This window comes from Paenibacillus sp. JNUCC 35 (assembly GCF_058269095.1).
On sequence record NZ_CM177771.1, the window covers coordinates 5205922 to 5226988 of the forward strand.

At 57.6% G+C, this 21067-nt stretch carries 22 protein-coding genes and 1 riboswitch; all 22 genes read right to left on the reverse strand.

The features are described 5' to 3' along the window. Positions 1 to 35: 35 nt before the first annotated feature. Positions 36 to 392: an arsenate reductase family protein gene (locus AC2TF6_RS23525; RefSeq protein ID WP_491308747.1), complete on the reverse strand. Its 357-nt coding sequence runs from the start codon at positions 390 to 392 to the stop codon at positions 36 to 38. Positions 393 to 744: 352 nt separating this feature from the next. Continuing rightward, positions 745 to 1947 (reverse strand): RluA family pseudouridine synthase, encoded by a 1203-nt coding sequence (locus tag AC2TF6_RS23530; protein ID WP_491308748.1) that lies wholly within the window; start codon positions 1945 to 1947, stop codon positions 745 to 747. Continuing rightward, complete coding sequence (locus tag AC2TF6_RS23535; RefSeq protein ID WP_491308749.1) at positions 1944 to 2513, reverse strand: cob(I)yrinic acid a,c-diamide adenosyltransferase; 570 nt, start codon at positions 2511 to 2513, stop codon at positions 1944 to 1946. The genes AC2TF6_RS23530 and AC2TF6_RS23535 overlap by 4 nt, the downstream gene beginning before the upstream one ends. Before the next feature lie 177 nt (positions 2514 to 2690). Then, positions 2691 to 4373 carry a cobyric acid synthase gene (locus tag AC2TF6_RS23540; protein ID WP_491308750.1) on the reverse strand — a complete coding sequence of 561 codons (1683 nt, stop codon included), beginning with the start codon at positions 4371 to 4373 and terminating at the stop codon, positions 2691 to 2693. Between the two features lie 2 nt (positions 4374 to 4375). After that, a complete protein-coding gene (gene cobD, locus AC2TF6_RS23545; RefSeq protein WP_491308751.1) occupies positions 4376 to 5491 on the reverse strand; it encodes a threonine-phosphate decarboxylase CobD in 1116 nt (371 codons plus the stop codon). Between the two features lie 175 nt (positions 5492 to 5666). Next, complete coding sequence (gene cobS / locus AC2TF6_RS23550) at positions 5667 to 6524, reverse strand: adenosylcobinamide-GDP ribazoletransferase (protein WP_491308752.1); 858 nt, start codon at positions 6522 to 6524, stop codon at positions 5667 to 5669. After that, positions 6500 to 7603, reverse strand: coding sequence for an adenosylcobinamide-phosphate synthase CbiB (gene cbiB / locus AC2TF6_RS23555; protein WP_491308753.1), 1104 nt, complete (start codon positions 7601 to 7603; stop codon positions 6500 to 6502). Before cbiB ends, cobS begins: the two co-directional genes overlap by 25 nt. A 9-nt stretch (positions 7604 to 7612) precedes the next feature. After that, complete coding sequence (cobU, locus tag AC2TF6_RS23560) at positions 7613 to 8206, reverse strand: bifunctional adenosylcobinamide kinase/adenosylcobinamide-phosphate guanylyltransferase (RefSeq protein ID WP_491308754.1); 594 nt, start codon at positions 8204 to 8206, stop codon at positions 7613 to 7615. Then, entirely contained in the window at positions 8206 to 9255 is a 1050-nt protein-coding gene (gene cobT, locus AC2TF6_RS23565) for a nicotinate-nucleotide--dimethylbenzimidazole phosphoribosyltransferase (RefSeq protein WP_491308755.1), read from the reverse strand. Before cobT ends, cobU begins: the two co-directional genes overlap by 1 nt. Positions 9256 to 9331: 76 nt before the next feature. Continuing rightward, on the reverse strand, positions 9332 to 10117 hold the full coding sequence (locus tag AC2TF6_RS23570; RefSeq protein ID WP_491308756.1) for an ABC transporter ATP-binding protein: 786 nt from the start codon (positions 10115 to 10117) through the stop codon (positions 9332 to 9334). Next, on the reverse strand, positions 10117 to 11154 hold the full coding sequence (locus AC2TF6_RS23575; protein ID WP_009676079.1) for a FecCD family ABC transporter permease: 1038 nt from the start codon (positions 11152 to 11154) through the stop codon (positions 10117 to 10119). Before AC2TF6_RS23575 ends, AC2TF6_RS23570 begins: the two co-directional genes overlap by 1 nt. After that, complete coding sequence (locus tag AC2TF6_RS23580; protein ID WP_491308757.1) at positions 11155 to 12162, reverse strand: ABC transporter substrate-binding protein; 1008 nt, start codon at positions 12160 to 12162, stop codon at positions 11155 to 11157. It abuts the gene before it with no gap. 178 nt (positions 12163 to 12340) lie between these two features. Continuing rightward, positions 12341 to 12545, reverse strand: a riboswitch (cobalamin riboswitch). 127 nt (positions 12546 to 12672) lie between these two features. Then, positions 12673 to 13248 carry a hypothetical protein gene (locus AC2TF6_RS23585; RefSeq protein ID WP_016423856.1) on the reverse strand — a complete coding sequence of 192 codons (576 nt, stop codon included), beginning with the start codon at positions 13246 to 13248 and terminating at the stop codon, positions 12673 to 12675. A 54-nt stretch (positions 13249 to 13302) separates the two neighbouring features. Continuing rightward, complete coding sequence (locus tag AC2TF6_RS23590; protein WP_009676194.1) at positions 13303 to 13563, reverse strand: aspartyl-phosphate phosphatase Spo0E family protein; 261 nt, start codon at positions 13561 to 13563, stop codon at positions 13303 to 13305. Between the two features lie 69 nt (positions 13564 to 13632). After that, complete coding sequence (locus tag AC2TF6_RS23595) at positions 13633 to 14829, reverse strand: aminotransferase class I/II-fold pyridoxal phosphate-dependent enzyme (protein ID WP_491308758.1); 1197 nt, start codon at positions 14827 to 14829, stop codon at positions 13633 to 13635. A 12-nt stretch (positions 14830 to 14841) separates the two neighbouring features. Further along, positions 14842 to 15333, reverse strand: coding sequence for an Lrp/AsnC family transcriptional regulator (locus AC2TF6_RS23600; RefSeq protein ID WP_009676149.1), 492 nt, complete (start codon positions 15331 to 15333; stop codon positions 14842 to 14844). 379 nt (positions 15334 to 15712) lie between these two features. Further along, the gene (locus AC2TF6_RS23605; RefSeq protein ID WP_009676083.1) at positions 15713 to 16021 is read right to left on the reverse strand and encodes a GNAT family N-acetyltransferase; all 309 of its coding nucleotides are present in this window, start codon (positions 16019 to 16021) and stop codon (positions 15713 to 15715) included. Positions 16022 to 16610: 589 nt separating this feature from the next. Further along, positions 16611 to 17537: a cysteine synthase A gene (gene cysK / locus AC2TF6_RS23610; protein WP_326055113.1), complete on the reverse strand. Its 927-nt coding sequence runs from the start codon at positions 17535 to 17537 to the stop codon at positions 16611 to 16613. A 94-nt stretch (positions 17538 to 17631) separates the two neighbouring features. Further along, positions 17632 to 18963, reverse strand: coding sequence for an MFS transporter (locus AC2TF6_RS23615; protein ID WP_491308759.1), 1332 nt, complete (start codon positions 18961 to 18963; stop codon positions 17632 to 17634). A gap of 225 nt (positions 18964 to 19188) precedes the next feature. Beyond that, on the reverse strand, positions 19189 to 19710 hold the full coding sequence (locus AC2TF6_RS23620; RefSeq protein ID WP_491308760.1) for a hypothetical protein: 522 nt from the start codon (positions 19708 to 19710) through the stop codon (positions 19189 to 19191). Between the two features lie 158 nt (positions 19711 to 19868). Next, complete coding sequence (locus AC2TF6_RS23625; protein ID WP_009676216.1) at positions 19869 to 20288, reverse strand: DUF350 domain-containing protein; 420 nt, start codon at positions 20286 to 20288, stop codon at positions 19869 to 19871. Positions 20289 to 20383: 95 nt separating this feature from the next. Then, positions 20384 to 21058 (reverse strand): PspA/IM30 family protein, encoded by a 675-nt coding sequence (locus tag AC2TF6_RS23630; protein WP_491308761.1) that lies wholly within the window; start codon positions 21056 to 21058, stop codon positions 20384 to 20386. Positions 21059 to 21067 lie beyond the last annotated feature (9 nt).

Here is a 21067-nt window from a genome sequence, read left to right on the forward strand (position 1 = left end):
TTCCGGAAACGGACAGTCCCTGCGGGACTTCTCCGTTACCCCCACGCCTTCTCGAAGTCGGCTTCCTTAAAACCTACGGTAACCCGGCTGCCGTCCGTTACGATCGGCCGCTTGAGCAATTTGCCGTTGGATGCAAGCAGGGCGAGCTGCTCGTCCTCCGTCATGCTTCCAAGCTTGTCTTTCAGTCCCAGCTCCCTGTATACTTCTCCACCGGTATTGAAAAACTTTTTGAGCTCCAGGCCGCTGTTGCGGACAAGTACGCGGATTTCCTCCGCGGTCGGCGGCTGTTCCATAATCGGAACGGTTACCGGATCAAGCCCTTTGGCGCGCAGCCATTTCAGGGCGCTGCGGCACGTGCTGCAGTTGCTGTATTCATAAATCGTTACGGACATAAAATGACTTCCTTTCATGGGACAATGGTAGTTGCGGTTTGCGGTTCGCGTATCCGAAAAAAACCTCCGCTGCCGATGCGGCGGGGAGGCTGGTTTTAAAAAAATCTCGGCCTGCTTGCCGTATGCTTTATACGCAAAGTTGCCGGAAAAGTTCCACCGGGCGGCCATGCGGGCAGGCGGCTCGTGGCTGGCGGTCGGCGAAGCCGGTGGCGATAAGCGGCGGAGCGCCTGCTTCCGTATGTCGTAACCGGCAGACATAGTCCTGCCGGCGCGCGGCCGGGTGCAGGCAGGACTGCGACCGGCAGCAGCTTACACACGCACCAGGCAGCAAAGCCCGTTTGCCGCGGAGAGCCTACCGGCAGGCGTCGAGAACCGCCTGCATGTCCGCCGGCAGCGGAGCGGTGAACTCCACCCGCTCCCGCGTGCCCGGGTGGACGAAGCCCAGCCGGTACGCGTGCAGCGCCTGCCGGGCGAGCGCCGGGCCCGCCTCGCCGTCTACTGCCGGGGACGGGGCGGCGGAGGGCGCTCCCGGCACGCCGTCGGCACAGTCCGCTCCCGCGGCCTCACCGGCGGCGAAGTCCCCTGCGGGCGCACGTGCAGGCTCTCCGGCAGCACCGTCCGCCTCCGGGACACCGCAGGCAGCACTGCCTGCCTCAGGGGCACCGCATACGCCTTCTCCGGCGGTACCGCGTGCACCTGCTTCCGCAGAACTGTCAGCTGCGGCACCGCGCACACCCTTCTCAGCGCTTTCCGCAAGGCTGCTGTCACCCGCCAGAGCTTCCGCTTCCGGGCCGTACATTTTGTCACCGAGGAGAGGGTGCCCGAGGTGCTTCATATGGACGCGGATTTGATGCGTCCGCCCGGTTTCCAGCATCAGCCGCACCAGAGTGATGCCGTCGTAGCGCCGCACCGTCTCGTAATGCGTGACGGCGCGGTAACCGGACGGCGTCACGATGCGGACGTGCGGCTGCTCCGGGTCGCGGTCGATCGGAGCGTCGATCGTACCCCGCTCCTCAGCTACCGTACCGTGCACAATGGCCAGATATTCCTTCGTTATGCTGTGAGCGATCATCTGCTCCGAAATCTGCTGGTGCACATACGGATTTTTCGCAATCGCAAGCACGCCCGAGGTTTCCTGGTCCAGCCGGTGAACCGGCCGGAAGCGGACGTTTTCCCCCCGCTCTTTCCAGTGATGCACGGCGGCGTTGGCCACCGTGTTCAAATAATGCCCGTGCGTCGGATGCACGATCATCCCGGACTCTTTATTGACGATAAGCAGGTGCTCGTCCTCATACAAAATTTCAAGCGGAAGGTCTTGAGGCAAAATATCCTCCGACTCTTCCTCCTGCATCCGGATTTCGATCACATCTCCGCTGTTCACTTTGATGCTGATATATTCGCGCTTGCCGTTGACGGTAATCCCCTGTTCCGTCAGCTTGAGTCTGGAGAGCAGTTTCCGCGAGAGACCCATCCGGTTCTGCAAAATCGTTTTCAGATAGAAACCCTCCTCATCGGGAGGAACCACATACGTTAAAGGACTGTAATAATTTATCATTTTTTCCGGCGGAATACCTCGCCGCTGCGGACGTACTCCACATCCGTCTGACCTTCCCTGAAGTTGGCCGTGCGGGCAATCGTGAAGAAGAGATCCGACAGGCGGTTCAGGTAACGGCGTACCTCCACGTTGATCTCCTGGGTGCGGGCCAGCGTCACGACGCGTCTTTCGGCACGGCGGCATACCGTCCGGCAGATGTGAAGCGAAGCGGAACTCCGGCTTCCCCCCGGCAGAATGAACCGTGTAATATCGGGCGTCTCTGCATCGTATTTATCGATCCACGTCTCCAGATTGTCCACCATCTCCGCCGTCACTTTAAAAGGCCGCAGCTCCGTTTTAAGCAGAGCCAAATCCGAGCCGCAGTCAAACAGTTCATGCTGGACCGTAAGCAGGTCTTCCAGCAGGTCGGCAAACTTCTCCGGGTCCATAAAACTCATCGCCTGCCCCAGATAACAGTTCAGCTCGTCTACCGTTCCGTACGCTTCCACCCGTTCGTCGTCTTTATCGACACGTCCGCCGATGACACCCGTTTTGCCGGCGTCCCCTGTTCTCGTATAAATTTTCACCTGTATTCCTCCCGTTCACGCCAAATATCTTTCTTATATTCAGGGTAAAAAATCAACATCGCCCGTTCGCTTCATCAGCTCCGAAAGGCTCTTTTTCTTATCATAGCTTCCCCGGACAGGCAGTGCAAATGGATTCGGTCCGATATCCGCTCTCTCCGGAAACTGGTCCGGACGTTTTTATTCAGCGCTTAATCCCGCTATGTCGTACAAGAGATCCATGTCAATATGTTTGCGGACGTGACCCGCGAGCCGGTCGAACGCTTCCTCCCGCTTTTCGCGAAAACGCAGTTCGGCGGAAAGAGGCTCCCAGCCTTTGCTTTGACGAGCTTCGTTCAGCCAGCATCTGCGGAAATCGTCATTATGAAGAATGCCGTGCAGATACGTTCCCCAGACCCGTCCTTCGAAAGCCGAAGCGCCCTCCGGATGCAAACCGTCCGCCGCACCGGCTTCATCCCCGGAACCCGCCAAGGAAGCGCGAAGGCGAAACGGCCGCTCCGACGTTTCGTCCGTCATCCTTGTCACGCCCATATGAATTTCATAGCCGTCGACCGGCAGATCCGGCATTTGGCGGAAGAGTCCGCAGCTGCCTTCGGCACGAACCGTTTTTTTCTCCGGCGTGAATTCGGTCGCCACCGGCAGAAGGCCGAGTCCTTCCCGGTCCCCCCTATAATCGGATTCCGTTCCGAGCGGGTCCGAAAGTGCCTCGCCCAGCATCTGGTAGCCCCCGCATATCCCGGCAACCCTGCCTTCACCGGCCGCGTGACGGACGATTTTGTCGGCCAGGCCGCTTTCCCGCAGGAAAAGAAGGTCGCTCATCGTATTTTTGCTCCCCGGCACAAGGACGATATCCGGATTCCCCCATTCGGCGGTGCTGCCGACGTAACGCACGGACACATCCGGCTCTTCGTGCAGCGGATCGATATCCGTGAAGTTGGAAATCCGGGGCAGCCGGACGACCGCGATATCGAGCACATCGGGCCGCCGACCGTCCTGCTGTGCGGCCGGAGCCGGTTCCAGCCTTCTTTTGGAATCCAGCGAAGCGGAATCTTCGTCTTCAATCCCCAGCTTCGGATAGTAAGGGACGACGCCGAGTACGGGTTTTCCCGTCCGTTCCTCCAGCCAGTCCAATCCCGGCTTCAACAGGCTGACGTCCCCCCGGAATTTGTTGATGACAAATCCCTTTACCCGCTCTCGCTCATCCGGCTCCAGAAGCTCCAGCGTCCCGACGATGGACGCAAACACCCCGCCCCGGTCGATATCCGCCACGAGGATCACGGGAGCGTCGGCCCATTTCGCCATCCGCATGTTCACGATATCCCGGTCTTTCAGGTTGATCTCCGCCGGACTTCCGGCTCCTTCAAGCACAACGAGGTCAACCGTCCGACGCAGCCGTTCGAGCGCGTCACACACGACTTTCTCCGCCAGGGGCAGGTACGATTCGCGGTAAGCTCTCGCGTCCATATCCTGATAAGGCTTGCCGTGAACAACGACCTGGGAGCGCATATCCTGAGACGGCTTCAGCAGAATCGGGTTCATATCGGTCGTAGCCGGTATGCGGCACGCATCGGCCTGGACCCCCTGAGCCCGCCCGATCTCTTTGCCGTCCGGCGTCACGTAAGAGTTCAGCGACATATTCTGCGACTTAAACGGCGCCACGCGATGGCCGTCCTGCACGAAAATGCGGCACAGAGCCGCCGTCAAAATGCTTTTGCCGACATCCGAAGCCGTCCCCTGTACCATAAGGGTCCTGGCCCGCGTTCCGTCCGTCCCGCTCCCGTTGCCCTCCGGTTGATCCGCTTCACGGTCACGGTAAGTCGGGACCGTACCTGTGCGTCCTTCTGTATGAACGGAATTCCTCATGTTCATCGGCCGCCCCTTTCAAAGGAAATTTCATCGGTTTGAGCCGCTTTCAGCACGTCTGACAAAGCGGCAAGCATGCGCTCGTTATCGCCGCGGAGTTTGACCGCCGTACGGAAATAACGCGTGCCGAGCCCTTCGAAAAGCGAAGCATCCCGGATGAGAACCCCGCGTCTGCCCATCTCTTCTTGAAGGATGCGGACATCGATTAGGCTGTGCTCCGGAAGCGCGCACAACAAATAGTTGGTGTCGCTCGGTGTCACTGAGAGCCCGAGACCCGCAAGTCTGGCGGCAAGCCAGGGACTCTCTTCCTGCAGCCAGCGGATGGTTTTCGCGTGAAAAGCCTCGTCCTCCAGGACGGCGCATCCGATAAGCTGGGCGAAATAATTTACACTCCACGGCACCTGCAGACGGGACATCCGGGCGATCACATCCGGATGAGCGACAATGAAGCCGAGCCGGGCCCCCGGGATCGCGTAAAACTTCGTCATGGAGCGGATCACCGCTACATGCTTGGATTCGGCCGCAAGCCGCAGAAGCGTCACGTTTTTTTCGTCGGGTACGAAATCGAGGAACGCCTCGTCCAGAATGAGCGGATATCCGCTGCCGGCCAAGTCGTTCAGCAGCTCCCGGGAAAGGATTCTTCCCGTCGGATTGTTCGGATGTCCCAGAAACAGCAGATCCGAACGCTTCACGGCTTCCTCGGCATCCGCCCGCTGCAGCAGGAAATCGTGCTCCGCACGCAGCGGAATCCCGTGGATACGGCCTCCCGTTTTAAGCACCGCATCCTCGTATTCGCTGAAAGACGGACGTGCAAGCGCCGTCACCTTGGGCTGCAGAACACGCACGATAAGGTCGATCAATTCGGCGGCGCCGTTGCCCACCAGCACGGATTCTGCGGGAACTCCGTATTTGGCGGCAATTTTTCCTGTTAGCTCCCGGACAGCCGGGTCCGGATACCGGACAATATGTTTCCAGCCTGACCGCAGCACTTCCTCCACCGCACCAGGCGGACCGAACGGATTCATGTTCGAGCTGAAATCCAGAAACTGTTCCCGACCGCGCCCGAACTTTTCCTCCGCCGTCCACACATCCCCGCCGTGTCCGTATCGCTCCAGCATAGTGATCCCCCCACTTTTTTGTCATTTTCTGTCCGTTTATATACAAAAAGGCCGGGAGTCCGACTAACGAATCCATCCCGCCTCTTTTTTGGTTCCTTTCGGAGAGCCCGCCTGCTCCGCACGCTCCTTTTCACCCTGCGGCAAAAAGCCTTTCGAGGGTGTCCGCGTATCTAAACTAGGTCAAATGCAGCACGAAAGCGGCGGCAAGAAGCAGCAGAACTTCCAGCAGCTCATTTAAAGCCCCGTAGGTGTCCCCCGTCAGCCCGCCGAGCTTTTTAGCCATCCAGGCCGCCAAGACTCCTCCAAGCGCAAAGGTGACCATGAGGAGCATAATCCCCCACCATACGGGCCCCGCCCCTTCCAAAACATGCAAAGAAGGCTTGAGCGAAAGCATCCCGCCCGATTCATGGAAAAACGCGACCGCTCCGGCGCTCAGAAATAAGGCGATTGCCGCTCCCAGCAGCGCGAAGGGCTTTTTTTCCCCTTCAAAAAAACCGCCCAGACCGCCTCCGCTCCGCGCATACGGCCATAAAGCCACGGCTGCGGCCATAAAAGTCCGGCTCCAGACCGGAACAAGCAGCAGAATCCAGCTCCCGGTGAGAGCGCCGCCCGTCAGCAGCGGCACCATTACGCTCCACTTGAGAAGCACGACCGCGACACATACAATGACGCCCATGGCTCCGACGCGGCTGTCTTTCATAATTTCCAGCATGCGCTCCCTGGAACGGTGGCTGAGCAGCCCGTCGGCCGTATCCATCAGCCCGTCCAGATGCAGCGCTCCCGTTAGCCCGATCCACAGGCACAGAAGAAGCGCGGCAGCGGGCAGAGGGGGAAGCGTCTTCTCCAGCACCCAGCCGGAGCCGGTAAGAAGGAGGCCCAGGATCATGCCGACCACCGGGTAAAAAGCGAGGCTCCGCCGCAGAACGGCCGGTGTCCACTCGATCCTTACCGGAAGCGGCAGCCGGGTAAGAAACTGGACGGCCGTTATCAGTCCAAACAGCCAGAGCTTTAATTCAGCAGCCAAATTGCGCATAAGACCCCTCCTGCCAGCCAGCCCGTCGCCCCGTAGAGCAGCCGGACCGTGCCGTCGATGTCTCCGCGGTTCCGCGGCCGCAGCGGCCAGCCCATGCGTGCGCGCTCGCTGACCACGGTTCCGTATGTATTGCGCCCGCCCAGCTCGATGCCGAGCGCACCCGCGACCGCCGACTCCGGAATCCCGCTGTTCGGGCTCGGATGAAGCCGGGCGAAACGGCCTATCGAGCGGCCAGCCCGGAAAGCGCTCATCCGCGGCTGTACGGCCGCGGCCAGAATCAGCAGGATTCCGGTCAGTCTGGCCGGAATCCAGTTCATCACGTCGTCCCACCGCGCGGAGGCCCAGCCGAAATGCACATACCGGTCGTTCTTGTAGCCGACCATGGAGTCCAGCGTGTTCGCCGCCCGGTACAGCATCGCCAGAGGCGCTCCGCCGATGAGGGCGTAGAACAGCGGCGAAACGACTCCGTCGACGGTGTTCTCGGCGACCGTCTCCACGACGGCGCGCGTCAGCTCGCCTTCGTCGAGGTTTTTCGTGTCGCGGCCGACGATATAGCCCGTATATTTGCGAGCGGCGGCCAAATCTCCCGCGGCCAGGGGTACCGCTACCAGCCGTGCGGCATCTTTCAAGCCTTTGACGGCTACCGTCGTCGAAATAAACCATGTCGTCACCGCGTATCCCAGCCACGGGTGAATCGCCGCGGCTGCGGCCGTTATTGCCGTCATGACGGTAAATGCGGCCAGCATGACGGCTGCGGCCAGGACAATCCCCCGCCGCTTCAAGGAGCGCGGTGACAGAGAGGCCGCTTGTCCAGCCGTGTCGGCGGATGCGCCGGCCTCCAGCGGCACGCCACCGGCAGCCCCGGTCTCGGCTCCGGTCTCGGCCGGCACCCCTCCGGCGCATTCTGGCGCGTTTTTCCGCGTTGCGTGCTCCCTCCTCAGCTTCCGTTCCAGAAAGCTGATCAGACTCCCGATGCGGATCACCGGATGCGTCGGCCACTTCGGATCGCCGATCACAAGGTCGACGGCAATAGCCGCCAGCATCATCCACAAGATTTCTTTCAGCGAATAAAAAATCATGAGTTCCCTCTATTCAAACCGGTAAGCCCGGCTTTTCAGCTCGACAGGTATTCCGGCGGTCACCAGAAAGACCCGGCCGCAAACTTGTGCCAGCCGCTGATTCATCCGGCCGGCCAGATCGCGGTACAATCGCCCGAGGGGATACTCGGGCACAATGCCGCTCCCCACTTCGTTCGTGACGAGAACGAGCGGTCCCTCGTAGGCTTCAACCGTCCGGACAAGCTCGTCCACGGCGGCATTCACTTGTTCGGCCGCATCCGGCGAAGACTCCTCTTTCAGCAGACGATTGGAAAGCCACAGCGTCAGACAGTCCACCAGGACAACGCCCTGGCTCCTGCCGCCGCTCCAAGCTTTCAGCACGGCGGACAGCTCCACCGGCTCTTCCGCCGTAGTCCACGGGAAGCCGGACTGCTCGCGCTGCGTGCGGTGCAGAGCGATCCGCTGCCGCATCTCCTCGTCCCAGATCTGGGCCGTAGCGAGATAAGTCCCGTGTGCGGCAAGCCGCGAAGACAACTGCTCGGCAAACGAGCTTTTGCCGCTTCTGGCGCCGCCCGTCACGAGGACAGCTCCCGCTCCCGGTGTATGTTCTTGCGCCAGATTCATCAGCCCCGCGACACTCCGGCGCTTTCGAAGGAAGCCATCTCGCGCATGATTTTGCCCGCCGCATCCATGAGCGTGAAGCAGAGCGCAGCCCCGGTCCCTTCTCCCAGTCTCATATCCATATGAAGCATGGGGCTGAGCCCGACCGCTTCCAGCATCCGTGCGTGACCCTGCTCGTGAGACTGATGAGAGGCAATCATATACGGCTGGGACTCCGGAGCCAGCCGTGAAGCAACCAGCGCGGCGGCCGAGGAGATGAAACCGTCGATCACGACCGGACAAGCGTTCTTGGCCGCACCGAGTATGACTCCGGCCAGGCCCGCGATTTCGAGGCCGCCGACTTTCGCCAGCACATCGAGCGCATCGCCCGCATCCGGTTTGTTGACCTCGATGGCTCTGCGGACAACTTCCTGCTTGTGCAGCCAGCGGGCATCGTCGATGCCCGTTCCGCGTCCTACCGCGTCTTCTACGGCGATGCCCCCGAGCACGCTCAGCAGCGCGGAACTGGCCGTGGTGTTGCCGATCCCCATCTCCCCGGTCGCCAGAACCCGCACGCCGCGTCCGGCCAGCCCGTCTGCGACTTCAATGCCGGCGCGGATGGCCTGGAGAGCCTCTTCACGGGTCATGGCGGCTTCACGGGCCATATTGGCCGTGCCTTTCCGGACTTTGCGGGTAAAGAGGTCCGGATGCTCCAGGTCGGCGTTGACGCCGATATCGACGCATACGACCTCCGCTCCCGCGTGCCGGGCCAGCACATTGACGGCCGCGCCGCCCTGCAGGAAGTTCATCACCATCTGGCGGGTCACTTCCTGCGGAAACGCGCTGACGCCTTCTTCGCAGACGCCGTGGTCGGCCGCCATGACGACGATGGCCTTGCGGCTTATATCGGGCATAACCTCTCCGGTAATCCCCGCAAGCTGGCGTGCCATATCTTCCAGCTTGCCGAGGCTTCCCGGCGGTTTAGTCAGATTATCGAGATGGACGGATGCCGCATCCTTCGCTTCCTGACGGAGCGGGCGAATGGCGCCGATTACATCCTGAAGTTCGTTCATGTTTGTTCCTCCTCGGTATGTAGGGTAAGTCGGTATGTATGTAAACCGCCCTGCGGGCGGTCCGGTTTCACTCTATTCAATCTCCCCGGCGCAGCAGGATTTGAGGAATGCCGTGATCCGGATGCTCCAGGACGATCGGTTCCGTCCCGTAGACGTCCAGGATCAGCTCGCTTCTCATAATTTCCTCCGGCGTGCCGATCGATACGCCTTCTCCCTCGTGAACGACGAGAAGCCGTTCGCAGTAGAGAGAGGCCAGGTTCAAATCGTGAAGGACGGCGACCACCGTCAGCCCTTCTTCCCGCTGCCACTGCCGCACGTAGTCCATCAGCTGCATCTGGTAGCCGATGTCCAGATAAGTCGTAGGCTCGTCGAGCAGCAGCAGGCGGGGCTGCTGCGCCATCACCTTCGCCAGCGCCACGCGCTGTTTCTGCCCTCCGCTCAAGTTCTCGACCGTCCGGTCGGCCAACGGCTCCAGATCGAGCCGCCGCATAATCCGGTCGATAAGCGCAGCGGCGTCCTCCCGATCTTCCCCGAGCCAGTTCTGGAAAGGGAACCGGCCCATTTCGACCACCTCACGGACGGTGAAACCGAGCGGAGGCAGCGCATCCTGCTGAAGCACGGCAAGCCAGCGTGCCAGCTCCTTGCGGGCGTAGTCCGCGACTTCCCTCCCCTGGAGAAGAATACGGCCTTTCGTAAGGGGGTCTACGCCGGAGATAAGCCTCAGCAGAGTCGATTTGCCGCTCCCGTTGGGCCCGATGATGCCGAAAAATTCGCCGGGCTTCACCTCGAAACGGATATCTTTGAGCACGCGGGTTCCGCCGAAACTTTTTCCAGCACCCTGCACTTCGATGATCGGTTCCATCAGCTTCTCCCCCATTTCTTCTGTTTGCGCAGCAGATAAGCGAAGAACGGCGCACCCAGAAACGCGGTGATTACGCCGAGCGGAATCTCTGTCGGGCTTAGAAGCGTCCGGGCCAGCGTGTCGGCCCAAAGGACGTAGATGGCTCCGCCAACGGCGGAAAGCGGCACGATCAGCCGGTAATCCGGTCCCGCGATCAGACGGATCAGATGAGGCACGATCAGCCCGACAAACCCGATGACGCCGGATACGGAAACGGCGGCAGCCGTCACCAGTGTAGCGGTGATCAGCACGATCAATTTCGTCCGCTCGACATGGATACCCAGATGGGCGGCTTGACGTTCCCCGAGCGCCAGCAGGTTGAGTGTCCGCGCATAGCTGTAAAGCACAACGAAAGTAACGAGGAAATACGGAAGGAGAACGGTTGTGTACGACCAGCCTTTCATAGCGAGGCTGCCCATCAGCCAGAAAATGATTTCATTGACGACCTGCTTGGACATCGACACGAGAAAAGAAACCACGGAGCCGAGAAACGCCTGCATCACGACACCGGAAAGCAGCAGCGTCTCCATACGGATTTTGCCGTCAGTCCGGGCCAGTCGTAGAACGATCCAAAGCGAAACGGCTCCTGTGGCAAACCCGACGACCGGTATCGTCCACGTACCGAAAAACGTCGTCTGCAGACCGAAGTAAATGACGAACGCCGCGCCGACGCTCGTTCCGCTGCTGACCCCAAGCGTATACGGGTCCGCAAGCGGATTGCGCAGGACGCCTTGAAAAGCGGCTCCCGCTACCGAAAGGGAGGCCCCGACAAGGATGGCCAGCATCACGCGCGGCAGCCTTACCTTCATAATAATCTGCTCTGAGGATACGGGCCAGTCCGGCGTGATTCGGTCTCCGATCCAAGGCAGCTTGCTCCCCAGAATCGAAGCGATCTGACTCACCGGCAGATGGGCCGAGCCCAGCGAAAGACTCAGCACAATAGAAAGAAGAAGGAGTAAAACTCCTACTCCTCCCCAAAGTCCCCATTTAGGTTTCATTTATTTCACCAAGTCCGGATAGATGGCTTTAGCCATTTGCAGGAGTCCCTCTGTCAGACGCGGTCCCGGACGGGTCAGCGTATTCTGGTCGAGACCGATCACCTGGTTGTTTTTAACGGCATTGATTTCGTTCCACCCGCTGCGTCCGCGAATGAGTTCTTCAAGATTTTTCTTCGTTTTGTCATCCACCACGTCTTTGGCGAATAAAATAACGTCCGGGTTCTGCTGGATGATTTTCTCCTCGCTGATCTGCTTCCAGCCCGTAATGTCGGAAGCGACATTGACACCGCCCGCCAGCGTGATCAGCTCATCCATAAATTCGCCCTTGCCGACTGTCCAGCCCGGGGAGAATTCGATGTAGACTTTTTTCTTCTTGTCCGCCGCTACGGTTTTTACAGCATCCGTAACTTTCTGACGGTCTTCTTTCATTTTTGCGACGACTTTTTCCGCCTGTTCCTGATGGTCGGTAATCTGGCCGTAGAGCTGAATATTTTTCATGACGTCGTCAAGCGTCTTAGGCTCCACCTTGAACACGTTGATACCCATGGCGCGCAGCTTTTCAACCGATTCTTTTTTCATCGAAACGCCTGTGAAAACAATGTCGGCTCCCGACGCGATAACCGATTCCTGGTTAGGCTGCGTAATTCCGCCCATTTTCGGCTTCGTTTTCGCTTCCGCCGGATAATCGTCAAAATCGGACACGCCGACGATTGTATCGCCCAGACCGATCGCAAAAAGAGCTTCCGTCTCCGCCGGCGAAACCGACACGATTTTACCGGGCGCTTTCTCGAACGTAAATTCCTTGCCTGTCGCATCGGTTACTTTCAAAGGATACTGCGTTTTCTTCGCGCTCGTTTGCGGAGCCGTGCTTGCCGCCGGAGAGGCCGAGCCCGCCGTCCCGTTATCCGTGCTTTGCTTGCCGCAGGCTGCCAGGCCGACGGCCATCGTCAAAACAAGCAGCAGCAGGGCGTATTTAAAACCCCTAGCGGTTCTTCGATCGTTGTTCATGTTCTCTACTCCCTTGCTGATTTAGTTTGACTTGAGGTTGTCCCACGATGTTCGCGCATGTCAACAAAAAATCCCCTCTATCCGGAGATAGAGGGGATAACTTTCGGAATCACGAGGTGAAACGGCCGTCAGTCGGACGTCCTTTCCGGTTTCGCGCGATCCTCTCCTCGAAGGATATTGTGCTGCAAACCGGCAGGCAGGTCTCCTGACTTACGGATGGCTGACCGTCTTGCCTTCCCATCCGCGCGCGGACAGTGACATCGTAAGACGATCTCCGTATTACAGTGGCGGGACCGTGCCGGATTTGCACCGGCTTCCCTTTTCACCCTGGGCTTCGGCTCCGCTGGAGACGCCGCTTCGGGACCTGACGGTAAACGTATGAGGTTGGGCCTTCAAGTTCATCCCCCATTATAGGCCAAGCGGCGCCGGAAAGACAAGGACTTTAGTCACCGCACCGCTTGCAGTTCCTCGCACGGGCCATAAAGTCGTGGCGGCGCCAAGGCCGTCGCGTCAGGATTTGGCGGCGATCTTTTTGAGCACCTCGAACGACTGCTCGGGATTGCGGCTGTTCACCGCCATGAAAGCAACGAGCCCTTTGCCCTCCACGCCGTTATCCTTCATCCACTTGGAATACTGGAGCGGAATGCCGTACAGGTGCGTCTCCTTCTTGGGCGCTTCGGGCGGATTCTTTTTCTTCCCGGCAGGTTCAATCGTCGCCTCGAGTACGCCCTCCGGATAGTCCTCCTGCTTGAAATGCTCTTCCAGCGGTAAAAATGCCCCTTCGGCCGCATAAATCTTAAACTGTTCTTCGGGGATGATCAGAATACCGTGATTGCCGTATCCCATTTCGACGATCATCTTCTCATTGGAAAAAAGCGGGGACGTATTCAAATAGATGGACGGCTTGTCCCCCACAAGCGCTTTCAACGAATTCTCAAGCTTAAAAGCGGCATCGACCGGTATACCGTCACGGGCCATCATAAAGATGGAAACATCCGCTTTGGGCTGGGCCTTCCCGCACCCGGAAACCAAGACGGTGAATAATAGAAGCAGTACAGCAGCCGAAAACCAGCGTTTCTGTGTCATCGTAATCCCTCCGTTGCCTGATAGCCTGTGCAAACGCTGCAAAAAAGCCGGCATTTACCGGCTCTTCTGGACTAGATTCATATATTCGTTAATCTTATGATCAAGAAGCGTACTCATTTCAATTACGGACTCGGAAGTCATAGCCTCACCGGACTGAACCATCTGTTCCAGTCTGTGCCGCATAAACTGAATTTCTTCTTCCAGGTGAAAGAGGGAGGCTAATTTGGCAGGTCGTTTGGATAACCAGCGTTGATCGGAAACGTCATGGCTGTACCAACCCGAGTTGTCGGCCAGACGATATTCTAAATAAGCCATACATATCCCTCCTTTACCCTAAAGATATCAGTTTTTTCCGATTCTGAAAACTATTTTTTGGACAAGTCTTTACAATTTTTTCACAAAAGACCCAATACGGTCCAAAGCCTCGTTCAGCTGTGAAACGGAAGTCGCATAGGAGCAGCGGACGAAGCCTTCGCCGCCGTTGCCGAACACCTGTCCCGGAACGGCCGCCACCTTCGCTTCGGTCAGAAGCCGCTGAGCGAACTCTTCCGAGCTGAGGCCCGTCGAAGCGATGGAAGGGAACGCGTAGAACGCTCCCTGAGGCTCATGGCAGTCGAGACCGATCTGCCGGAAGCCTTGAACGACCAGGCGTCTGCGCTGGTTATAGGACTCGATCATCCGGTCCTTCTCCTCCAGTCCGTTGCGGAGCGCCTCAAGCGCGGCAATCTGGCCCATGATCGGAGCGCACATGACCGTGTACTGATGGATCTTCAGCATCGCGGAGATCAGGTCCGGATGCCCGCACATGTAGCCGACTCTCCAGCCCGTCATGGCAAAAGCTTTCGCGAAGCCGCTGACGAGAATGGTGCGGTCCCGCATGCCGGGCAGCGAAGCGAAGCTCACGTGCTTGCTTCCGTAAGTGAGCTCCGCATAAATTTCATCGGCGATGACGATCAGATCGTTCTCTTCCACGATCCGGGCGATCGGCTCCCAGTCCTCGTACGTCATGATGCCGCCCGTCGGGTTGCTCGGATAGCTCAGAACGAGAACCTTGGATTTCGGCGTCAGACTTGCGCGGAGCGCCTCGGGCTTCAGCTTGAAGCTGTCCTTCGCGAAGGTCTCGATGCCGACCGGGACTCCTCCGCCGATCGTGACGATCGGGCTGTAAGCGATGTAGCAGGGCTCCGGAACGAGAATTTCATCGCCCGGCGTAATCAGCGCGCGCAGCGCAAGGTCGATCGCCTCGCTGCCGCCGACCGTTACGACGACTTCATTCGAAGGCTCGTATTTTACGGCAAAATTCGTGTACAAATACTCGGCGATCGCTTCGCGAAGCTCAGGGAGGCCCGCATTCGGCGTATAGTTCGTCCGGCCTCTTTCCAGGGAATACACGCACGCCTCGCGGACATGCCACGGCGTCACGAAATCCGGTTCCCCGACGCCCAGAGAAATGATATCCTTGCTCCCGCTTACCAAATCAAAAAAACGCCGGATGCCCGAAGGAGGAATATCCCGGACCAGCGGTGACAAATAGCCCTGCATGGATTTCGGTTTACTTCCGATTTCTTCCTGGTTTATCATCGTCATCGTCCTTTATGGTGAGACCAGCATCCGATGATCATCCTCACGGTCATCAAAAATGATCCCATCCTGTTTGTATTTTTTCAGAATAAAATGAGTTTTCGTAGACAATACCCGGTCCAGTGTCGACAGCTTGCTGGAAACGAAAGAAGACACTTCCCGCAGCGTACGGCCCTCGATCTCCACAAGCAGATCGTAAGCTCCTGACATCAGATAGACCGACTTCACTTCTGGATATAAATAAATGCGTTCCGCAATCGCGTCGAATCCGGTTCCCCGTTCAGGCGTGATCTGCACTTCGATCAGCGCGTTCACCTTGTCGCTGTCCACTTTGCTCCAGTTGAGCACGGTGGCGTACTTCACGATGATGTGCTCGTCTTCCATCTGGCGGATGGCCGCCGTCGCCTCTTCTTCCGTAATTCCCAGCATGGTCGCGATAAGCGCCGGAGAACGGCGGGAATCTTCTTTCAGAATATCCAGAATCTTGTGCTTCAAATCGTCCATCGTCAAGCCTCCTACTAAGAATCGTCATGAATAAGGTCCAATGAAATCAAGCATCGGATAGGGAAAATCGTTATCTTCCATATTACACGCAGCCCCCGCCGAATTCAATAAAAAACGGAAGCGCAAAAAAGCCGCAAGCACGCGCTCCTTGCAGCTTCATCTCCCTGCCCCGGCGAGCGGTGCGGCACCGCCCGGCGGCGCAAAACCGCAAGGTCGCTCCCCTTGCCTGCCGAGGCTTCGGTCCCACCGGCTTTCTGCCTGAAAAGCCTCCGTGTATAGGCATTTCTCCCTATGCCCGGTCTCCGGGGCAGCCGGACGCGCTTATGCGGGTCTTGCCGATCGCGGGAGCCCGCCGTCCTGCCGACTGCTGCATTCCGCTTTAGCCTACTGTGCGGCTGTAGGCCGACTGCTTGCCGCGGAGCAGACGCAGCATGGCCGATTCTATCCCTCTTTTGCGGTAGGAAGGCAGGATAAGGACCGAAAGGGATACTTCGTTCTCCCACTCCACGTCTCCGGTACAAAAGGCGATTCCGACCAGTTTTTGATCCTCGTAAGCGGAAATAAAACGGCCGTTTCCGATTTGCTTCAAACTTTTGCGATCGACCTTCTGGGAAGTTAATTCTGTATAGGATTGTATAAAGGGGTTCAGGACCCATGGTTTAGGCATCTCACCGGACAACGAAATCATTCTTGCAGGCCACCTTTCTACGAACAAGTGAATCTGTGATAATTATACATGATAATGTATTTTTATTCAACGACTTCCTTTCCTATTCCACACCTTTACAAAAAAATCCTATTCTCCTCCGGCAGCATAATCCGGAATATGCTCAGGACAAATTACACCTGCTCTTCCGCTTTCACACCTCGCACAGTTACCAGCGGTGGCGGTGTGTCGTCGCATAACGATGACTTCCGCCCCCAGGCGCCGGAGACGAAACTCTCCGTTCCGTATGTATGCCCCCCACAAAAATCGGTGAGGCATTCCGGAGCTGCTCTTATGCATACAGGGGCTACCGCTTTATTTATAGGGTCCGTCAATTTTCCCGTTCATAGAAATGGACCGCATAAAAAAGAGCTTTCCCCCGGATTCAGGGAAAGCTCTCTTTTTATAGGGACACCGATTACACATCGCATCCTATCCCCGCACGCGCTGTATGAAATCGCTCCGGACGGCAGCCGTATTCAAAGGTACGACTTCGCTCAGCCCGGCATACGGGAATCTATCCTTCCGCGATGCTGCTGCGATGCGGCCGCATCCTGCCGCCTCCGGCGCTTTATTCGCCGAAGATGCCCATGCTGAGGTACCGCTCGCCCGTATCGGGCGCGATGCACAGGACGCGCTTGCCGGGCCCCAGCTTGCGGGCCACCTGGATAGCCGTCCACACGGTTGCGCCCGCGGACGGACCGACGAGGATGCCTTCCTTGGCCGCGAGCTCGCGGGTGGTGCGCAGCGCATCCTCGTCCTCTACCCGGACGATCTCGTCGTAGACGTCCGTGTTCAAAATCTTCGGCACGAAGCCCGGCGACGTGCCGACCAGCTTGTGCGGGCCGGGCTCTCCGCCCGACAGCACCGGCGATCCGGCCGGCTCGACGACGTAGATCTCGATGCCGGGGATCCGCTCGCGCAGCACCTCGCCCGTGCCCGTGATCGTCCCGCCGGTGCCGGACGAAGCGACGAACGCGTCGAGCCTGCCGCCCGTCTGCTCGAGAATTTCCAAGGCGGTGGTCACCCGGTGAATGTCCGGGTTCGCCTTGTTCTCGAACTGCTGCGGGATGAAGCTGCCGGGAATGCCGCGCTGAAGCTCCACCGCTTTGGCAATCGCACCCGGCATACGTTCCGCCGCAGGCGTGAGCACCACATCCGCTCCGTAGGCCTTGAGCAGATTGATCCGCTCCTTGGTCATGTTATCCGGCATGACCAGAATCGCTTTATACCCCTTCGCGGCCGCGTTCATCGCCAGTCCGATGCCGGTGTTGCCGCTCGTCGGCTCGATGATCGTCGCACCGGGCTTCAGCAGGCCGTCTTTCTCGGCCTGCGCTATCAAATTATATGCCGCGCGGTCTTTTACGCTCCCGCTCGGATTGAAGTATTCCAGCTTAACATACACGTCCGCATGCTCTTCGCTTGTCAGGCGGTTAAGCCGTACGGCAGGCGTGTCTCCTATCAGTTCCGCGATGCTATTTACCAGTTTCCCGCTCATTTCCGGTCTCCTCCCCGAAGCACGATTGTTCCTCTTTCCAACGCATTGGGTTCCAAACATATACCCACTATTTTTATAGGAATGGACAGCTCTGTCAAGAGTTTTCTGGATGCAGAACCTTTCTCATAAAGAGCCAGCTCAGAAACGGCGCGCTTCCGATCACAAACAGCAAGGTATTAATTACCATCGTAGAGGTGCTTTGGGAGACAACGGCAATAAACAGCAGTGTACCGAGAATCCGCCCGGCATTCAGCGCCAACTCCCTCAGAATGACGAACTCCTCCCGGTGCCTCACGCTTTCCTCGTCTCTTCCGATCAGATCAAATACGGACGACGTCATAGGAATCGTAAACAGCGGCAGAAAAAGAGACGTCCCGATCCCGAACAGGAGCAGGGTCATATAATTCACTTTCCAGAAAAACGGGAGTATGGCCGCGATGACCATCAGCACCCCGAGGAGCAATCCTCTGCTTCTGTATTTGGGTTTCAGCACACGGCCGACCAGCCAGAAACTGACGAAGGAAACTCCCGAAGTAACCAAGGCGTAGCTTCCGAGCTTTTGCTCGCTCGTCGTCGCGATATACACCAGCAGCGAAATCATAAACCCGAATACGCCTTCGCGGAAACCTTGCGCCATCAAAGCGGCACAAACCGGCCTCCACGGAGTATCGCCCTGCCGCAAATGACGGAAACCGTACGTCCAGCCGTAGGTGCCTTCGATCTTCCGTTTTTTCAGGAAAAAGCTCACCGCCACGCCGAGAACAAAAATACCCAGCGAGATCGAGAAAATAACCCGGTAACCGCTCGTACCCGCCATATGAACGATGATGAGTCCGGAAATCCACGGTGCCAGCATGCCGACGCCCGCTCCCAGCAAACCCGCCCAGCCGTTGAATTTGTCCCGCGTTTCCCTGCTCGTAACCTCGAAGTAGACGATGTTGAACGCCAGCCAGAAAAAACCCGAAGCCATCCCCTGAACCGCACCGAGCAGGAAAATGTAATTCACGCTGGACAGACCCAGCATCAAAACGAGCAGATAAAAAACCGCAGACATGACAACCCCCGCACGGAGGCAGTTCATTTTGTTATGCTCTTTCACCCACTTGCCCGCCACCCAGAAGGTGAGCGCCATCGCAAGCTGATGCGTGAGTGTAAACCATCCGATCATGGCAAAATCGCTCTTGGCTTTCCAGAGGTAGATACTGACGAACGTCCCGGACAAGGCGTTGGCGGCCGCAAAAAGCATATTTTCTATAAGCAGCAGGGCGGACTGGGCATCCAGTCTTCCAATGGTAGGTCTCTTCTTCTGCCCGGCGGAAGCAGGGGCATCCGCTTCATGTTCCCAGGGCTGCGCCGCAGCCGATTCCTTGTCCGCTCCGAGCCAGCCTGCCAGCCGGGAGCGTCCCCGGTATTTGTCCTGCTGCATCCTCAAATCCCTTCCTTTCGAAGCCTGATCTTCCTTATCCTGTCCAAAAGAGGGCCTCTTCAAAGAAGCGGATAGGTTCCGTTTTTTTCCTGTTTCCCTTGCCGCATAACCCCGTTAATACGAAAAATTAACACCGCGTAGAGCTCTCGCCGCAGGATGTGACATCGTATGCAAAAAAAACCGCTGCCATCCTAAGGACGGTTAGCGGTTTACGCTGCCTCTGCTTTAGTTGTCGGTTTGCTCTTTGGACGGATTCAATACGGCCAGAAGCTTCTCGCGGTCTTCTTCCGCCAAAAAAGTCTCGACCTTGAAACAGGACGGACACACGAATACATTCAATTTGTAGCCGGGATTCAGGAAAGCCCTGCCGACCGTCCCCGGTATAACGGGGGTATAACCCGTACCCGCGGTTACCTGCGTGCCCCCGTGGAGCATAAGTTCCCGGCAGGCGGAGCACTCGGGCGCTTCCTCCTGGGTATCGAGCACATTCTGGACAGCTTCGGCGTACTCGTTGGTATAGCCGGCGTCTTCTTCCCAGTCCAGGAAATCATCCGGACCGGCCGCCGGTTCCGCTTTTTCAGCCGGCTCGTCCCCGTCTTCTTCTTCATCCGCACCAAGCCGGATACTGCGATAATCGCTCAGTTCGTTATAGCAGTGCGGACATTCTTCTTCCGGTCCGATCTCCGGGTCCCATACGATTTCCGTCTGGCACCACGGGCATACGGTTTTCAGTTCTTCCTCGTTCACGCCAGTTCACCTCCGACAGGTCAATGATTCATCAAATACCAGACGCCCAGCCCCATAAACAGTACGGCCAGAGCAAATAAAATTCCCCATAAATATTTCATCTTTCGCTTTCCTTTCCGCCATCGCCAAGCGGTCGAAGAGCCGGATTCGGATGCCCTTTAGGGCACGCAAGCTCCGACGACATACGAAATGGAGACGGATATCATCAGCGACAGCAGTCCCACCGCGCGATTGTCTTTCTGGATTTCTTCGTCGATTTTAAAATACGGCGTCAAAAATTCAAAAATAAAATAAGCGGCCATCAATAGAAGGAAGCCGTATCCGGCCCAAATGAGAGAGCGGATAAGCGAATCGTTGTTTTCGATAGCGAACCGGAACAGATTGCAGATTCCGAATATTTTACCTCCTGTAGCCATAGCCACAGAGACATTCCCACGCTTGATCTCTTCCCAGTCATTATACTTCGTTACAATCTCGAAAATAGTAAGAAATACGATAACGGCCACGACCGCCACAGAGAAGTACGCTAACGCTCCAAGGTAAGGATTGCTGACCAACTGATTCACCTCTTCGTACAAATGTATGCCTCCTCCGTCGCAAGGAATGGTAAACAAGGGAAGAGACTGAGAAAATTCTCAGTCTCCGCGTTAGGCATACCGCCATTATATCATGCTTATTGTTTTTTTTCAGCCAGCTTCGCTTTCATGGCCGCAAGCTCGTCGTCGACTCCGTCGTTCTTGCCGAGCTGGTCGAGTTCGTCGTCCAGGCTCTTGCCTTTGGAGCGGAGCTCGCCGCTCGCTTGCGCTTCGGCTTCAAGCTGAAGCACCTTCTCGGACATGCGGTCGAAGCCTTTCGCCGCGTTGTCGGTTCCGAAACCGGACATCGCCTGGTTGATGTGCTTCTGGGCTTTCGCCGCTTCCGCACGGGCGATCAGAAGGTCTTTCTTGTTTTTCATTTTCGTAAATTCGTCTTTCATTTCGGCCAGCTGATTGCGGAGCTGATCGGCATTCGTTTTGGCGATGTCGTACTGGCGCTTCATTTCGTCGAAACGGGTCTGATGCTCTTTCTTGTCTTCCAACGCGCGGCGGGCGAGATCTTCATTGCCCTGCTCCAGAGCTTTCATGGCCTGCTCCGTACGCTTGCCGACCATTTCTTCCGCTTCTTCGTACTGCTGCTTGAATTTCTTCTCGATCGCGATCTGCTTGGCTACCGCCACTTCCGCTTCCTGAATGTCCTCCTCCATGTCTCTGAGGAACTGGTTCAGCATTTTTACCGGATCTTCCGCTTTATCGAGTAAATCGTTCATCGAAGCCATCGTCAAGTCTCTAAGTCTTTTAAAAATTCCCATTTGGAATTC

Bases quoted from the DNA above. Each gene is read 5' to 3' on its own strand.
- AC2TF6_RS23525 (WP_491308747.1), bottom strand. From the start codon at position 392: ATGTCCGTAACGATTTATGAATACAGCAACTGCAGCACGTGCCGCAGC.
- AC2TF6_RS23530 (WP_491308748.1), bottom strand. From the start codon at position 1,947: ATGATAAATTATTACAGTCCTTTAACGTATGTGGTTCCTCCCGATGAG.
- AC2TF6_RS23540 (WP_491308750.1), bottom strand. From the start codon at position 4,373: ATGAGGAATTCCGTTCATACAGAAGGACGCACAGGTACGGTCCCGACT.
- cobD (WP_491308751.1), bottom strand. From the start codon at position 5,491: ATGCTGGAGCGATACGGACACGGCGGGGATGTGTGGACGGCGGAGGAA.
- cobS (WP_491308752.1), bottom strand. From the start codon at position 6,524: ATGCGCAATTTGGCTGCTGAATTAAAGCTCTGGCTGTTTGGACTGATA.
- cbiB (WP_491308753.1), bottom strand. From the start codon at position 7,603: ATGATTTTTTATTCGCTGAAAGAAATCTTGTGGATGATGCTGGCGGCT.
- cobU (WP_491308754.1), bottom strand. From the start codon at position 8,206: ATGAATCTGGCGCAAGAACATACACCGGGAGCGGGAGCTGTCCTCGTG.
- cobT (WP_491308755.1), bottom strand. From the start codon at position 9,255: ATGAACGAACTTCAGGATGTAATCGGCGCCATTCGCCCGCTCCGTCAG.
- AC2TF6_RS23570 (WP_491308756.1), bottom strand. From the start codon at position 10,117: ATGGAACCGATCATCGAAGTGCAGGGTGCTGGAAAAAGTTTCGGCGGA.
- AC2TF6_RS23575 (WP_009676079.1), bottom strand. From the start codon at position 11,154: ATGAAACCTAAATGGGGACTTTGGGGAGGAGTAGGAGTTTTACTCCTT.
- AC2TF6_RS23580 (WP_491308757.1), bottom strand. From the start codon at position 12,162: ATGAACAACGATCGAAGAACCGCTAGGGGTTTTAAATACGCCCTGCTG.
- AC2TF6_RS23585 (WP_016423856.1), bottom strand. From the start codon at position 13,248: ATGACACAGAAACGCTGGTTTTCGGCTGCTGTACTGCTTCTATTATTC.
- AC2TF6_RS23590 (WP_009676194.1), bottom strand. From the start codon at position 13,563: ATGGCTTATTTAGAATATCGTCTGGCCGACAACTCGGGTTGGTACAGC.
- AC2TF6_RS23595 (WP_491308758.1), bottom strand. From the start codon at position 14,829: ATGATAAACCAGGAAGAAATCGGAAGTAAACCGAAATCCATGCAGGGC.
- AC2TF6_RS23600 (WP_009676149.1), bottom strand. From the start codon at position 15,333: ATGGACGATTTGAAGCACAAGATTCTGGATATTCTGAAAGAAGATTCC.
- AC2TF6_RS23605 (WP_009676083.1), bottom strand. From the start codon at position 16,021: ATGATTTCGTTGTCCGGTGAGATGCCTAAACCATGGGTCCTGAACCCC.
- cysK (WP_326055113.1), bottom strand. From the start codon at position 17,537: ATGAGCGGGAAACTGGTAAATAGCATCGCGGAACTGATAGGAGACACG.
- AC2TF6_RS23615 (WP_491308759.1), bottom strand. From the start codon at position 18,963: ATGCAGCAGGACAAATACCGGGGACGCTCCCGGCTGGCAGGCTGGCTC.
- AC2TF6_RS23630 (WP_491308761.1), bottom strand. From the start codon at position 21,058: ATGGGAATTTTTAAAAGACTTAGAGACTTGACGATGGCTTCGATGAAC.